The 15,106-nt window shown below is 66.2% G+C and carries 9 protein-coding genes; 2 read left to right on the top strand and 7 right to left on the bottom strand.

Translation table 11 applies throughout. The features are described from left to right. Window positions 1–44: 44 nt before the first annotated feature. A complete protein-coding gene (locus AC1DQ3_RS30095; RefSeq protein ID WP_477123774.1) occupies window positions 45–326 on the top strand; it encodes a hypothetical protein in 282 nt (93 codons plus the stop codon). A gap of 195 nt (window positions 327–521) precedes the next feature. Here the strand turns inward: AC1DQ3_RS30095 and purL are convergent, their stop codons facing one another. The 7 genes from purL to AC1DQ3_RS30060 form a co-directional block, all read right to left on the bottom strand. After that, a complete protein-coding gene (gene purL / locus AC1DQ3_RS30090; RefSeq protein WP_477123773.1) occupies window positions 522–4,568 on the bottom strand; it encodes a phosphoribosylformylglycinamidine synthase in 4,047 nt (1,348 codons plus the stop codon). A 249-nt stretch (window positions 4,569–4,817) separates the two neighbouring features. Then, complete coding sequence (locus tag AC1DQ3_RS30085) at window positions 4,818–5,276, bottom strand: (2Fe-2S)-binding protein (protein ID WP_477123772.1); 459 nt, start codon at window positions 5,274–5,276, stop codon at window positions 4,818–4,820. A 26-nt stretch (window positions 5,277–5,302) separates the two neighbouring features. Beyond that, window positions 5,303–7,573: a xanthine dehydrogenase family protein molybdopterin-binding subunit gene (locus AC1DQ3_RS30080; protein ID WP_477123771.1), complete on the bottom strand. Its 2,271-nt coding sequence runs from the start codon at window positions 7,571–7,573 to the stop codon at window positions 5,303–5,305. Further along, complete coding sequence (locus tag AC1DQ3_RS30075) at window positions 7,570–8,010, bottom strand: hypothetical protein (protein WP_477123770.1); 441 nt, start codon at window positions 8,008–8,010, stop codon at window positions 7,570–7,572. Before AC1DQ3_RS30075 ends, AC1DQ3_RS30080 begins: the two co-directional genes overlap by 4 nt. A gap of 27 nt (window positions 8,011–8,037) precedes the next feature. After that, entirely contained in the window at window positions 8,038–9,885 is a 1,848-nt protein-coding gene (locus AC1DQ3_RS30070) for a GMC family oxidoreductase (RefSeq protein WP_477123769.1), read from the bottom strand. 21 nt (window positions 9,886–9,906) lie between these two features. Further along, on the bottom strand, window positions 9,907–12,405 hold the full coding sequence (locus AC1DQ3_RS30065; RefSeq protein WP_477123768.1) for a hypothetical protein: 2,499 nt from the start codon (window positions 12,403–12,405) through the stop codon (window positions 9,907–9,909). Between the two features lie 436 nt (window positions 12,406–12,841). Then, window positions 12,842–13,456 carry a winged helix DNA-binding protein gene (locus tag AC1DQ3_RS30060; RefSeq protein WP_477123767.1) on the bottom strand — a complete coding sequence of 205 codons (615 nt, stop codon included), beginning with the start codon at window positions 13,454–13,456 and terminating at the stop codon, window positions 12,842–12,844. Window positions 13,457–13,757: 301 nt separating this feature from the next. Here AC1DQ3_RS30060 and AC1DQ3_RS30055 point away from each other — a divergent pair, with 301 nt between their 5' ends. Beyond that, the gene (locus AC1DQ3_RS30055; protein WP_477123766.1) at window positions 13,758–15,104 is read left to right on the top strand and encodes an amidase; all 1,347 of its coding nucleotides are present in this window, start codon (window positions 13,758–13,760) and stop codon (window positions 15,102–15,104) included. Window positions 15,105–15,106 lie beyond the last annotated feature (2 nt).

Genomic DNA, 15,106 nt, shown 5'->3' with positions numbered 1-15,106 from the left:
CCTGATTGCCCGCTTCGGGCGCCGGCACGGGAAAAAGGGAGAACATGGCCTCAGGCAGCACTTACTGGCAACTCTGGCACCTTACGTCCGAAGGTTGGGGCTACTGCGCGCTCGGCACCTTCAGCTGCGACGGCCTGCCGCCGGAATGGCGCTCCGTGCTGCCGATGCTGCCGCTGCGCGACCGCTACTCGGCCGTCAAGGCGGCACGCATGGTGCTGGCCACCATGCAGATCCGCGGCGCGGCTCCGGCTTCTGCCAGGCAATCGGATCCGCAGCGGCCGCTGTACTACATCTATCAGGCCTGGAGTACGCAGATGATGGCGTGAGCCGCCGGCCCCATGCCGGCGAGACCGGCTGCACAGGCTGACGACCAGTCCAGTTCGAGGAGCCGCTCGCGCGCGGCCGGAATAAAAATCGGGGGCAGTCACTGAGACTGCCCCCGATCTTTCAACCCAGGCAGCTATCGGCCAGAGGCGAAGCGGGCTTCCTGCCCCTACTGGCCAGGGCAGCCGGCAAACCGCTCAGCCCACCCACTTGCGTGCATTGCGGAACATGCGCATCCACGGGCTGCCGCCATCTTCCACCTGCTTCCAGGTGTCCGGCGCCCAGCTCATGGTGGCGGTGCGGAACACGCGCTCCGGGTGCGGCATCAGCACGGTGAAGCGGCCATCGACCGTGGTCACCGAGGTAATGCCGTCCGGCGAGCCGTTCGGGTTCAGCGGGTAGGCCTGGGTGGGCGTGCCGTGGTTGTCCACGAAACGCAGCGCCACCTGGACCTGGCTCTTGTCGCCCTGCTGCGAGAAGTCGGCAAAGCCTTCGCCGTGCGCCACCACGATGGGGATGCGGCTGCCTTCCATGCCGGCGAAGAAGATCGACGGCGAGGATTGCACTTCCACGGTGACGTAGCGCGCTTCGTACTGCTCCGACTGATTGCGCGTGAACTTGGGCCAGGCGCCCGCGCCCGGGATGATCGGGGCAAGGTTGCTCATCATCTGGCAGCCATTGCACACGCCCAGCGCGAAGGTGTCCTGGCGGTTGAAGAAGGCCGCGAACTGCTCGGCCATCTGCGCATTGAACAGGATGGTCTTGGCCCAGCCTTCGCCGGCACCCAGCACGTCGCCGTAGCTGAAGCCGCCGCAGGCGACAAAGCCGGAGAAATCGGCCAGGTTGGCACGGCCGGCGATCAGGTCGCTCATATGGACGTCATGCGTGTCGAAGCCCGCGCGGTCCATGCTGTAGGCCATCTCGATCTGCGAGTTGACGCCCTGCTCGCGCAGGATCGCCACGCGCGGACGCGCACCGGTTGCCACGAACGGCGCGGCAATGTCCTCTGCCGGGTCGAAGGTCAGCACCGGCGAGATGCCCGGGTCCGCGGCGTCGAGCAGACGGTCGTACTCGCTGTCGGCGCAGGCGGGGTTGTCGCGCTGGCGCGCGATGCGCCAGCTGACTTCGTTCCAGGTGCGCTGCAGCTCGCTGCGCGCGGCGCCGAACACCTTCCTGGCGTCGCGGTAGATCTCGATCTGGTCGGTGGTGTTGGGCTTGCCCACCACGTGGCTGCAGGCGGACAGGCCAACCTCGCGCAGCACGGCGAACACGGCATCGCGCTCTTCCTGGCGTACCTGGATCACCGCGCCGAGTTCTTCGGAGAACAGCGCGCGCAGGGTCTGCTCGTCGCGGCGGCCGGAGATCTGCTGTGCCCAGTTCTTGGCGTCGCCGAAATCCTGCTCCTGGACCGGGTCCAGCGCCAGCATGTCGACATTGAGCGACAGGCCGCAATGACCGGCAAAGGCCATCTCGGCCAGCGCCGCCATGAAGCCGCCGTCGGAACGGTCGTGATAGGCCAGCAGCTTGCCGTCGCGGTTCAGGCGCTGGATCACGTTGAAGAAATTCTTCAGGTCTGCGGCGTTGTCCACGTCCGGGGTGGTGTCGCCCACCTGCTGCGTCACCTGCGCCAGGATGCTGCCGCCGAGACGGTTCTTGCCGCGGCCGAGGTCGATGGCGATCAGCACGCTGTCGCCGGCATCGGTACGCAGTTGCGGGGTCAGGGTGCGGTCGGTGTCATCCACGGCGGCAAACGCCGAGATGATCAGCGAGACGGGCGCGACCACTTCCTTGTCGACGCCGTTGTCCTGCCACTTGGTGCGCATCGACAGCGAATCCTTGCCCACGGGGATGCTGATACCGAGGGCCGGGCACAGTTCCATGCCGACCGCATGCACGGTGTCGTACAGCCTGGCATCCTCGCCTTCCACGCCGCAAGCCGCCATCCAGTTGGCGGACAGCTTGACCTTGCCCAGGTCCCTGACCGGCGCGGCGGCCAGGTTGGTCAGCGCCTCGCCGATGGCCATGCGGCCCGAGGCCGGTGCGTTGATCACGGCCAGCGGGGTGCGCTCGCCCATGGTCATGGCTTCGCCGGCGCGGCCCTTGTAGTCGAGCGTGGTCACGGCCACGTCGGCCACCGGCACCTGCCAGGGACCGACCATCTGGTCGCGCGCATTCATGCCGCCAACGGTACGGTCGCCGATGGTGATCAGGAAGGACTTGCTGGCCACGGTGGGGTGGCGCAGCACGTCGCGCACGGCCTTGTCCAGCGCGATGCCGGTCACGTCCACCGGCGGCAGGTCTTGCTCCACGTGCCTGACGTCGCGGTGCATGCGCGGCGGCTTGCCCAGCAGCACATCCATCGGCATGTTCACGGCATGGTGTTCCTTGAGCGCTGCGTCGACGTTCGCGTCGACCAGTTGCAGCTGCTTCTCCTCGGTCGCGATGCCGACCACCGCGAACGGCGAGCGCTCGCGCTGGCACATGGCCTGGAACAGCGGGAAGGATTCCGGCGCCACGGCCAGGACATAGCGTTCCTGCGACTCGTTGCACCAGATCTCGGCCGGGCTCATGCCGGACTCTTCCAGGTGCACATGGCGCAGGTCGAAACGCGCGCCGCGGCCGGCGCCGTCCACCAGTTCGGGGAAGGCATTGGAAATGCCGCCCGCGCCCACGTCGTGGATCGACAGGATGGGGTTGTCGTCGCCGAGCTGCCAGCAGGCGTTGATGACTTCCTGCGCGCGCCGCTCCATTTCCGGGTTGCCGCGCTGGACCGAATCGAAGTCCAGGTCGGCGGTGTTGGTGCCGGTCGCCATCGAGCTGGCGGCGCTGCCGCCCATGCCGATGCGCATGCCCGGGCCGCCCAGCTGGATCAGCAGCGAGCCGGCCGGCAGTGCCTTCTTGTGCGTGTGGCCGGCGTCGATATTGCCGATGCCCCCGGCGATCATGATCGGCTTGTGATAGCCGCGCACGGTGCCGCCTACGTTCTGCTCGTAGACGCGGAAATAACCGCCCAGGATGGCACGGCCGAATTCGTTATTGAACGCGGCGCCGCCGAGCGGGCCTTCGGTCATGATCTGCAGCGGCGAGGCGATGCGGTCCGGCTTGCCGGTCACGCTCACCTTGTCGTCCGGGTTGCGGTGCGCCACCGGCTGGGCGGCATCGCGCGCGTTTTCCCAGCCTTCCACGGCATCGGGCAGCATCAGGTTGGAGACCGTGAAGCCGGTCAGGCCAGCCTTGGGCTTGCCGCCACGGCCGGTCGCGCCTTCGTCGCGGATTTCGCCGCCAGCGCCGGTGGAGGCACCGGGGAACGGCGAGATGGCGGTCGGGTGGTTGTGCGTCTCCACCTTCATCAGCGTGTGCGTCAGCGCCTCGTGGCGGCCGTACTTCTGTTCGGTGCCGCGCGGGAACCAGCGCTCGGCCACGTCGCCTTCCATCACCGCGGAGTTGTCCGAGTACGCCACGATCGACCCTTGCGGGTTGAGCTGGTGGGTATTGCGGATCATGGCGAACAGGGACTTGTCCTGCTGCACGCCGTCGATGGTCCAGGTGGCGTTGAAAATCTTGTGGCGGCAGTGTTCGCTGTTGGCCTGCGCGAACATCATCAGCTCGACGTCGGTCGGGTTGCGCTCCAGCCTGGCGTACGCGTCCACCAGGTAGTCGATTTCGTCTTCCGACAGCGCCAGGCCCATTTCGGTGTTGGCCTGCGCCAGCGCGGCGCGGCCACCGGAGATATCGATAAAGCGCAGCGGCTTGGCGGGCAGTTCCTGGAACAGGCCAGCGGCGTCTTCACGCGAGGCCACCACGCTTTCGGTCATGCGGTCGAACAAGTGGGCAGCGACGGCGGCGCGCGTACCCGCGTCGAGCGACTTGCGCCCGCGCAGCAGGCCCTTCTTGCATACCACGGTGATCTCGATGCCACGCTCGATGCGGTGCACGTGCTCGAAGCCGCAGTTATGGGCGATATCGGTCGCCTTGCTGGCCCACGGGGAAATGGTGCCAAAGCGCGGGATCACCACGAAGCGGTCACCTTCGGCCTGTGCCTCGAAAGGCGCGCCATAGGTCAGCAGCGCGCCGATGCGGGCGCCATCGTCTTGCGACAGCGGCACATCGGTGTCGACGAAATGCAGGAACTGGCCGTGCACCGACTCGATGTCAGAGTCGATCTGCTTGAGGGCGGTGAGCAGGCGTTGCTGGCGGAAGGCGGAAAGCGCCAATGCACCGGGGAAGCACGAGAAATGCGCCATGGTCTGAGCGGTCGGGAGGGCAGGAGGTAGGGGCTGCTACCGGCCGGCGCCGCTGGTTGGGGCGCCGTGCTGGCGAGAAACCGGCATTATACCTTGTCGAAGGGGGGGGCCGCGATGCAGCACAGGCGGCTTCAAGGGCAAGGCCGGAAGCGGGGCCGGCAAGCTCCGCAGCCATCACGTGCCACGCGCGGCGCCCCGGCGCCGTATGCGGCAATAGCCACTCCACGCTGCCACGGCGGGCGGCGCGCCTCAGGGGCGCGCGTGCCCGGCCGCCTGATGGATCGCCGCGCGGATCCGTGGATAGGTGCCGCAGCGGCAGACAATGCCGGACATGTGCTGATCGATGTCGGCATCGCTGGGCTTCGGGATCTTGCTCAGAAGTGCGCTGGCCGCCATCAGCTGGGCGCTCTGGCAGTAGCCGCACTGCACCACGTCAAGATCGAGCCAGGCGGCCTTTAGCGCTTGCGCCTGCGCGCCGCGCAAGCCTTCGATGGTCACGATCCGGGTAGTGGCCAGCCTGGAGATCGGGTTCATGCACGCGACATCCGCCGTGCCGTTCAATTGCACCGTGCAGGCGCGGCAAACGCCGATGCCGCAGCCGTACTTGGTGCCGGTCAGCCCCAGTTCGCACCGCAGTACCCACAGCAGCGGCGTGTTCGGATCGGACTGCACGGACACCGTCTTATCGTTGATGCTCAGGGATAGCATGGTTTTCTCCCGGGAATCGGGTCAGTTCAGGCCAGTTTCAGGGGCAACGCGCGCAGGCGTTGCCCCGTCAGTGCGAACAGGGCGTTTGCCACCGCCGGTGCAATCGGCGGCGTCCCCGTTTCACCCACGCCCTTGGGATGCGCCTGGCTTGGCATGATGTAGGTGTCGATCGCCGGGCAGTCGTGCATGTGGATGACGGCAAAATCGTTGAACGTCTTCTGCTGCACCTCGCCGCCGGCGATCGTGATCTCCTCGAACAGCGCGGCCGACAGGCCAAAGATGATCGCGCCTTCCATTTGCTGGCGGATCAGGTTCGGGTTCACCGGCATGCCGCAATCGATCGCGCAGAACACCCGGTGCACACGCACGTGCTTGTCCGGCGCCAGCGATACCTCCGCCACCTGCGCGACAATGCTGCCGTAGGCCTCATGCAGCGCCACCCCGCGTGCGCGCGTGGCGCCGTCAGCCGTCCTCCCTGGCGGTTTCCCCCATCCGGCCATCTCCGCGGCCTTATGCAACACGGCCTGATGGCGCGGATGCTTTACCAACAGCCCGGCACGGAAGGCGACGGGATCCTTGCCGGCCGCCACCGCCAGTTCGTCGATAAAGCTCTCGGTAAAGAAAGCCTGGTGCGAATGGCCCACCGAGCGCCAGAAGCCCACTGGCACCGGCAGGTCGACAATCACGTGCCCTACACGCGCGTTTGGCCATTCGTAGGGCCGGTCGAATGCGCCTTCCGTCGTGGTCTTGTCGATGCCGATGCCAGGCAGGCCCAGCAAGCGTGCCAGCATGGCCGGCACGATCGCCTGGCTGGCCGACGTATTGTGCCAGGCCACCAGGTTGCCCGCGGCATCGAGCCCGGCCTTGAAGCGCGAGAGGCAGGCGGGCCGGTAGAAGTCATGCGTGGTGTCCTCGATACGCGACCAGATCGTCTGGACCGGCTTGCCGCCGGCCTCGCGCGCGATGGCCGCTGCCTGGGAGATGAAGTCCACTTCCAGCCGCCGGCCGAACGCGCCGCCGATCAGTTGCGGCTGTATGTCGACCTTGCCGGCATCGATCCCGAGGACTTCCGAAACCGCCCGGCGCGCCAGGCCGGGCAACTGCGTGGAGACCCAGACCCTGGCCGCGCCGTCGCGAACCTGCACCGTGCAGTTGATGGGCTCCACCGCCCCATGCGCGAGGTAGGGTGCGCTGTACTCAGCGCTGAGGGGCTTCGCCGCGGACTTCAACGCAGCCTCGACGTCGCCGTGCCGGTAATAAGCATGCCCGTCGGAGGCATCCAGTGCCTGCGCGAGACGGCGGCTCACTTCCGCGCTGGAGATCGAGGCAGCGGGCCCCTTCTTCCACACGATATCCTTGACCGCGTCCAGCGCGCTCATGGCCCGGTACGCATTGTCGGCGATCACCGCCACCCCGCCGGTGCCGCCGTTGTAGGCATCGACCGCGAGCACCTTGACGATGCCCGGCAACGCGCTGGCGGCCGAACCGTCGAAGCTCGCCACCGTACCGCCCAGCACCGGGCACATCGTCACGCTGGCGTACAACAGGCCCTCGGGCAGCACGTCGATGCCAAAGCGCGCCGTGCCGTCGATCTTGGACGCCGCTTCGATGCGGTGCACGTTCCTTCCGATGAGCTTGAATTCGGACGGCCGCTTGAGCACCACGCTTGCCGGCAGCGGCTGCCTGGCGGCCAGCGCCGCCAGTTCGCCGAAGGTGGCCGACTGCCCGGAGGCGTGCAGCACCCTGCCGTCCTGCGCCCGGCACTCGCCCGCGGGCACTTTCCACCGCGCGGCGGCGGCACCGATCAGCATCGCGCGGGCGGATGCGCCGGCCTCCCGCATCGGCTCCCACAGGTCGTTGAGGCCCGACGAACCGCCGGTCACCATCTCGCCGATCTCGCGCATGAGCTTGCGGGTGAACCAGACCGCCGCGTGCTTGACCACGCCATTGTCCTCCGCGCGAAACGGGAGATCATCGACCACGACTTCCAGGTTGTTGTAGATCTTGTCCACGGGCGCATGCTCGACCTTCACCTGTGCCCAGCCGGCATCCATCTCGTCCGCCAGCACCATGGCGAGGCCGGTGTGCACGCCCTGCCCCATCTCCGAGCGGCACATCATGATGGTGACGGTGTTGTCCTCCGCCACCATGACCCAGCCATTGAGCCCGACCTGCGTGCCAACCGCTGGCAATGGGGTGGACGTTGTCAGGCGCTGGCGCGGCGGCAGCACCGACCAGCCCACCAGCAGCGCGCCCGCCGCGCCAAGGCCGCCGAACAGGAAGGTCCTGCGCTTCATGATGGCCGGAACGCAAGGGAAAAATCGAACAGGCGATGCTTGTCCCAATACACGACACCGAGATAGACATCCGGCGCGATGCAGCGGATCTCGTCGCGTATCCAGTGCGCCACGACCGAGGTCCTGGAATAGTCCAGCACAATGCATTCCTTCTGGTCGAGCCAGCTCTCGCCTTTGTACACCTCCGCCAGGACGGCTTCGAGCCCAAATGGCGACACTTTGTTCTTGAGCACCCCGCGCTTTGCGTCGAAGACTTTCCCCTGCCAGGCAAAGAGATGGATCATCCCGGCAATGGTCTCGCTGAACACCGTGCCGGGCGAAATGATCGCGGTGCCCGTGGCTTCGCCATCCGGAATCTCGCCGGCGGGGCTGTTGCGGAACAATGCGTCGAGCTGTTCCTGGCTCATCGCCAGCAGCCCTTTCACGTCGCAGGCCATTTTGCACCTCCCATGTCGATCGCCAGCCTAGGCGCCCGTCGTGGTCTCGTTCAGGATCACGTCAGCCGCCTTCTCGGCGATCATGTAGATTGCGCTGGCCGGGAAAAAGCCCGGAATCCTCGGAAAAACGGACGCGTCGACCACCCGCAGCCGGTGCGTTCCGTGCACGGAAAAAGCGCTGTCGAGCACGCCGCCCGCGTCGCGTGCGCCGATGGCGCAGGTACACGATGCGTGATGGCCCCAGGCGTTGTCGCGCACATAGCCGGCCAGCTCGGCGTCATCGCGCAGGTGGGCGCCGGGAAGCTGCTCCTGCGCGACCACGCCGCGCGCGGCCAGCGGCGCCGCCAGCTTGCGCACATAGCGGATGGCGTCGATCACTGCGCGCATATCGTCGTCCGAGGCGGCGTCGCCCTCCTCGAAATAGTGGAAGTTGATCAAGGGCGGTTCGAGCGGATTCGCGGACCGCAGCATGACCGTGCCCGCGCGATTCTGTGTGTGCGCCTTGAGGATGGCCCAGGTAAGCATATCGTCGCTCTTCGCGAACAGCTTCGAGTACCCGGGAAAATAGCCGGTAAAGTGCTCGACCAGCGCCATGCAGAAAATATCGGGCACGGGATGGGATTTGCGCGAGCGCCTTGCCACCGCGATCGCGACGCCGTTGGAAGTGTAGACCCCGTGGCGCAGGTCGCGCCAGCTGCAATAGGCCGGGTCATCCTTCTTGAAACGGGCGCCATCCAGTATCTGCCAGGGCCGCGCCATCCGGCTCACGACGCCGATCTCATAACGATCCTGGAGGTTGCGCCCCACCCCCGGCAAGTCCACGCGGACGGCAATGCCATGGGCGCGAAGGTGCTCTGCGGGGCCGATCCCCGAGAGCATCAGCAATTGCGGCGTATTGAACGCGCCGCCCGCCAGGATCACCTCGCGGCGCGCGCGCACTTCCTGCCGCATGCCGGGCGCCGGATTCGGCGAGACATGCGCCTGGTAGAGATGCCGCCCCTTGAGGTATTCGACACCGAGCGCGGTACCGTTCGCGTCGAGCAGCACCCGGGTCGCCAGCGCGTCCAGTTCGATATGCAGCCGCGAAGGGAAGCGGCCCGCCACTTCGAGCAGCCGCTCTCGCGTGCCCGTGCGGGCATGGCCGCTGGTCGTCATCGGCGTGTAGCACACGCCATCGAAATAACGTCTGCCCCAGATCCTGGAATTCGGATCGCCCTGCCACCTGAGCAAGCGCAACAAGGCATGGAGCCGCCGCGGCACACTGCGCGCAGCCAGTTCCATCGAACCGAGAACCAGGCGTGTCAGCGCATCATCGGTGAGCGCTTTCAGGGGGAACGCGCGCTCCGTACTGAGCCACCCGTCCCAGCCGTGCGCGGTGGGATCGAAGCCAAGCCGGCGGGCCAGCTCCCACAGCGGACGGTGGCGGCATTGCTCCAGCCGCTTGGCGTAGCGGCGCATGCGCACGGCGCGCCACGAGCGGTCGCCGGTCAGCTCGGCAATGTCGTCCCAGTCCGAGTCGTGGGGGTAGAGAAAGATCATCGCGTTATGCGCGGTGCAGCCGCCCAAGGTGGCAGCCCGCGGATAGAGCACGCCTTCGCTGCCGCACTTGGGGTCGCGCCGCTGCTGCGCCTCGTCCGCATAGTGACGCACGAAGAAATTCCAGCTCATCGCGGGATTCTCGGACGCGCAGGCATGAAATGCCGGCACCTCGTAGTCCTCCGGCAGGCACGCCGCTGCATGCTCGCGCGCATCGCAGCCCGCCTCGATCAGGAACACGCGCATGCCCGCCTCCGCGAGCCGCGCGGCGAGCGTGCCGCCGCCCGCGCCGGAGCCGACGATCACATAATCCCAGGCTTGCTCGCCTTGAGCTGACATATCCCCGCCGCGCAGTCTTCGTCAGAAGGTCTTGAGAAAGGCAATCAAGGCCCGCTTATCCTCGTCGCTCAGTACCGGCTCCTGCCCAAACGATTGCTCATCGGCGCTCAGGCCGGCCTGGTTGTTGAACTCCGCCGTGCCGAAATAGTGGCCGCGATTCACCACGAAATCCGGGCACTTGCTCAGGTCCAGCATGGGCTTGACTACGTTGGCGTAGGTCTTGCGCAAATCGTCGTCGGTCGCCCCCGCCGGCACCGAGGCCAGGTCCGTCTTCAGCTTGACGGCAAGGCCCAGCAATCTGGCTGCATGGTCGGCCTTTGCGCCGATGTCGGCGCTCTCCGCCAGTGGCTGGATATTGGCGACCAGGTCGACCGGCATCTGCCTGGGCGCGGGACCGATGGTCACATCGCCGCCGGCCCCGACCAGCCACGGCGCGAAGCGGTGCATGAAGCCCTGCAACGGCTTGAGCGCCTCCGGCACGAAACCTGCCGGCACCGTGATCTGGCTACGCTCCGTGGTGCGGTCGATCACGCCGGGCACCTTGGCGCCCAGGATATCGTCGTGCGCGCGCTTCTGCGGCCACAGCAATTGCTCGATGGAAGCGTCGAAGACCTTCACCCGGCTTGCCACCGAGGGATCGTCGCTAAACGGCCCGAGCGCATTGTTGAGGAAAAACGGCGCGGTCGACCAGATGCTGATCAGCGAAGGCACGCGCGTATAGCCACGGCCGCCGGCAGGCATCCGGTACTGCCAGCGTTCCCCCGTGAATGGATCATTGAGCGTGATGGTGCCGACCGAAGGCAGCGTCTTGTACGACTCCGACGAAAAGTTGTCCCAGATATTCCCCCGCAATGCATTGGTCGCCAGCGGACTGCACGCATTCGTGCGCAGCAGCGTGACGGGAACGCGCGCATCGGATGAAAGATAGTTGCCGTCCAGGAAATCCGGCGCATTGACGATCTGGCGCATCCGCGCCTTGAATTCGTCCGTTTGCGTCCATTTCCAGTACCGCATGAAACAGGCGAGATAATTCGGCCCCGCGCAATCCCGCAGGTTCAGGCTGGCCGGTGGTGGCGGCGCCTTGCTGGAGTGACAGCGCGCGCAGGTATCGGCGAACACGTTCTTGCCCTGCGCAAGCTGCCGGGCGCCGGCCGCAGAGGACGCATCCGCCAGGAAAGCAGTGCCCCCCGGCGCAGCGCTCAAGTGGTCCGGCGGGGTCGATTTCAGCAGGAACAGCGCCGTATTGAAGGTGCCGGCTTCGGTCGCCTTCCAGTAGCTTGAATTCTTCTGGGCCACCGCGAGTTCGATCGGCGTGATGGTCTTGCCGCCGAGGATGGGATTGAAGTGCAGCAGCCACTCCTCGCTGAACAGGCCGATATTCAGGTACACCCGGTTCAGGGCGCCAAGCACGCCAACCGAATCGGCACCGTCCTTGAGGACATGGGGTGTCCATACCGTATCGGGCGGCGTGTAGAACTGCGTCAGCGCACCATCCTTCACGAAATCGTTGAGTTGCCGGTTGTTGCGCTCTCCGCCGGCCAGCTTCTCCTGGCCGATCCGTTTGGCCACGCCCATGCGCGCCATCAGGTCGTAGAGCGCGTTCATGGTCCTGGGGTTGTTGATGTTGTCGGTGGAGACCAGCGAGGTATCCATGGTGCCCGGCCTGAACGTATGCACGAGCTGGAACATGAAATTCTGCTGGCCCTCGCGCGTCGACGCGTTATGGATGAAGAGCCGGTCCACCCACATATACTGCGCGCCCACCGTGGAACTCAGGTCGGCCCATTTCGGATGCGCAGGGTCCGCTGGAGGATGGACCGGGCTGGGGCCCGCGTGGCAGAAGCCGCATGCCATGCCGACGCGATACGGGCGCACCAGGTCGGCCCTGTTGTAGTAGGACGGATCGGTGTAATAGCGCTGCGGATTCCATGCCTTCGCGGCCTTTTCGTCGAATGCCGGGTTGGGAAACAGGCGCAGGCCGACAATGCCCGTGGGATAGCCGTAGTAGGAGCCGACCGGCAACTTCACGCCGTTCGGCAAGGTCGTGCCGCGCGCGCCGATCTTGACGCCGGGATAGGCTCGTTCGTCCTCGAACGGGTCGGCCGGGCAATCCTTCACCCGTTGATCGAGCCACAGGCCAAAGCGTTGCGGGTCGGGCGCGGTGGGTTTCTCGAAACAGGGTTCGTTGAGCAGGCCCAGGTAATTCCAGCGCGTGTCGCGCGAATAGCCCTGGCTGGGATGGGAGCTGATGGACTTGAGCAGGTCGAAGGCGCCGAACGTGAAGTGCGTCATGTCGTCCCAGAACCTATCGTTGCCGCCACTCCACACGAGCCACATATTGCGGCCCATGATTTCTTCCTTGCCCAGGGCGATGCCACGATCCATGTCGTGGAAATAGTCTTCCGCCGCATGCCGGAACGAGTCCGCGCCACGACCGGCCTGCTGCGCCTCATCCAGGACGTGGCCCGGCTCCGGTTTCGAACACCCGCCCACGGCGATCGAGCCAATCAACGCAATCACCAGAACGATAGCTCTGCTGCCTGGATTCACCTCCGCCCTCCCTGCACAAGGGAATCGGCCATTTATCACACTATGGCCTCGCACCCCAGAGTCCTCATAAACCTAGGAATGTGATGGGCATAAGTCAAGGAAATTGCTGCAACGCGGTTGGTTCGGCGTCGTCGCCAGGAGTGCCGGAGTTGGCGAACACGGTGGATTTGAAAATCCACGTGACCACCTTGGGGGGTAAGTGACGAAAGACTGATCTGATTAAGGTTTAATGCAGTTGCTGCTTAACCGCAACTGCCCGCGGCCACCGTGTGGATGCTCACCATGGGCACGCGCATGCGCACGCCCGCCACGCTGGTTTCGAACACGCGCTCGACATCGTTGGGATGGCTGCGGTTGAAATGCGGCGCCGCAGCTTTGGCCGCGAAAAACGCCGCTGCAACGCGGCCTATAACGAAGTGGCGGATCGCGCCGCCTGCTCGTAAAGGCCGGTCAGCACCCGCAGCAGTCGCGCCAGCTCGCCGATCTCGGCGTTTTCCGCGCTGCCGGCCGAGAAATTATTGGTCAGGCAGTGCTCCCGGATCTCGCGGTAGCGGGCGCAGGCCTGCGTACCGGCGGGCGTAGTGATGTAGGTGGCTTCCTTGCCGACCCGCTCGCCCTCGACCAGCGCCAGGCCCTGCAGCTTCTTGAGCGCATAGGTGACGAGGTGGGTGTCCTCGACATTGAGCACGAAGCAGATATCCGCCAGCCGCTTGGGGCGCGCCCGGTGGTTGACGTGATGCAGCACCAGCACATCCAGGAAGGTCAGGTCGCGCACGCCGGAGGCGCCCATGCAGCGCACCACCCAGCGGCTGTATGCGTTGTAGGCCGTGTTCAGGCCGAACTCGAACTCGGACAGCTCCGGGCTGCGCTCGGACACCAGGTGCGAAGACGAGACAATATTGGGCCCGGATGCCGATCGCGCAAAGGCGCTGGCCGTGGACCGGGCAGACGCCTCGTGCCCGCTGTTGTCGTCGGCCCGGGCTGGCTCGGTTGCTGGCTCGGTTACTGACTTGCGCGCCATGTCTTCACTCCTTTCATGGGTTGGTCTGCGCACGGTATGACAGGGATGAGCAGGTATCCCCGATGCCGCCGCCACCATATTTGGTTTAACAGTTTATTAACAAATTACGAGGATAAACACAATAAATCCAAGCAAAACATTGTGAATGTCACCGTGGAATCTGCACGAAGAATGGGCGGGGCCGCCATTCCCGCACCCTCGGAGTGACCCGCGCATGCCCTGCAAAGGCCTGGTTGCGCAGTGAGGATGCACTGGATAGACTCGACTCGAACCCTCCTGAACGCGATTGACCGCGACGCCAATGCCCACGGATATCCATACGCTACAGACAAAACTTCGCGACGGCGCGACCTCGCGGGCCGACGTCATCGCCCAGGCGGCGCAGCTTGCGCGGACGCCGGCGGCCGATGCCGTCTTCCTGCACACCACCTTCGACGCCGCGGCGCAGGTAGCGCAGGCTGCCGACGCGGCCAGCCTGGCCGGCAAGCCGCTGCATCCCCTGGCCGGCCTGCCGGTATCGGTCAAGGACCTGTTCAATATCGCCGGTGAAGCCACGCGCGCCGGCTCGCCGGTGCGCAGCGACGCGGCGGCGGCCACGGCCGATGCCACGGTGGTGCGCCGGCTGCGCGAGGCTGGCGCGGCGCTGGTGGGCCGCACCAATATGACCGAGTTCGCCTTTTCCGGCGTGGGCATCAACCCGCATTTCGGCACGCCCGTGAACCCGGCGGATGCCCGGGTGGCACGGATTCCCGGCGGATCCTCGTCGGGCGCCGCGGTTTCCGTGGCGCTGGGCCTGGCGGTCGCCGGGCTGGGCAGCGATACCGGCGGCTCCATCCGCATTCCGGCAGCGCTGTGCGGGCTGACCGGCTTCAAGCCCACTGCCCGCCGCGTGCCGCTGGATGGCGCCTTCCCGCTCTCCTACACACTGGATACGGCATGCGCCATGGCACGCACGGTGCATGACTGCGCGCTGATGGACAGCGTGATCGCCGACCAGGCAGTGGTTCCGGTCATCAAGGCCGCGGCCGGCATTCGCCTGGCCATCCCGCGCCAGTCCCTGCTTGACGATCTCGACCCCATCGTGGCGCGCGCCTTTGACCGCGCCCTTGGCCGGCTGTCCGCGGCCGGCGTGCAGATCGAGCATATCGACCTGCCTGAGCTGAATGAACTGCCCACCATCAACGCCTCCGGCGGCTTCAGCGCCGCGGAAGCCTATGCCATCCACCGGCATATGCTGGCAACCCGGCGCGAACAATACGATCCGCGCGTGGCCGCGCGCATCGACCGCGGCGCCAGCATGGACGCGGCCGACTATGTCGACCTGATGCGCGCCCGCATCGACTGGATTGCGCGGGTGACGGCGCGCATCGACGGCTTCGACGCCGTGGCCTGCCCGACGGTGCCGATGGTGGCGCCGCCGATTGCCCCGCTGGTAGCGGACGATGCCCTGTTCTTCCGCACCAACGGCCTGCTGCTGCGCAATACCTCGGCCTTCAATTTCCTCGACGGCTGCTCGATCTCGCTGCCCTGCCACCAGCCGGACGAACTGCCGGTCGGCCTGATGCTCTCGCACGGGGCGCTGCGCGACGCGCAACTGCTGGGCACGGCAATTGCCGTGGAATCCATCGTCAGGCTATGCCCTCCCTGACC

This window comes from Cupriavidus sp. 01T418 (assembly GCF_056398885.1).
Note: the sequence above shows the minus strand (reverse complement) of the source record. Positions and strands in the feature narration are given on the sequence as shown.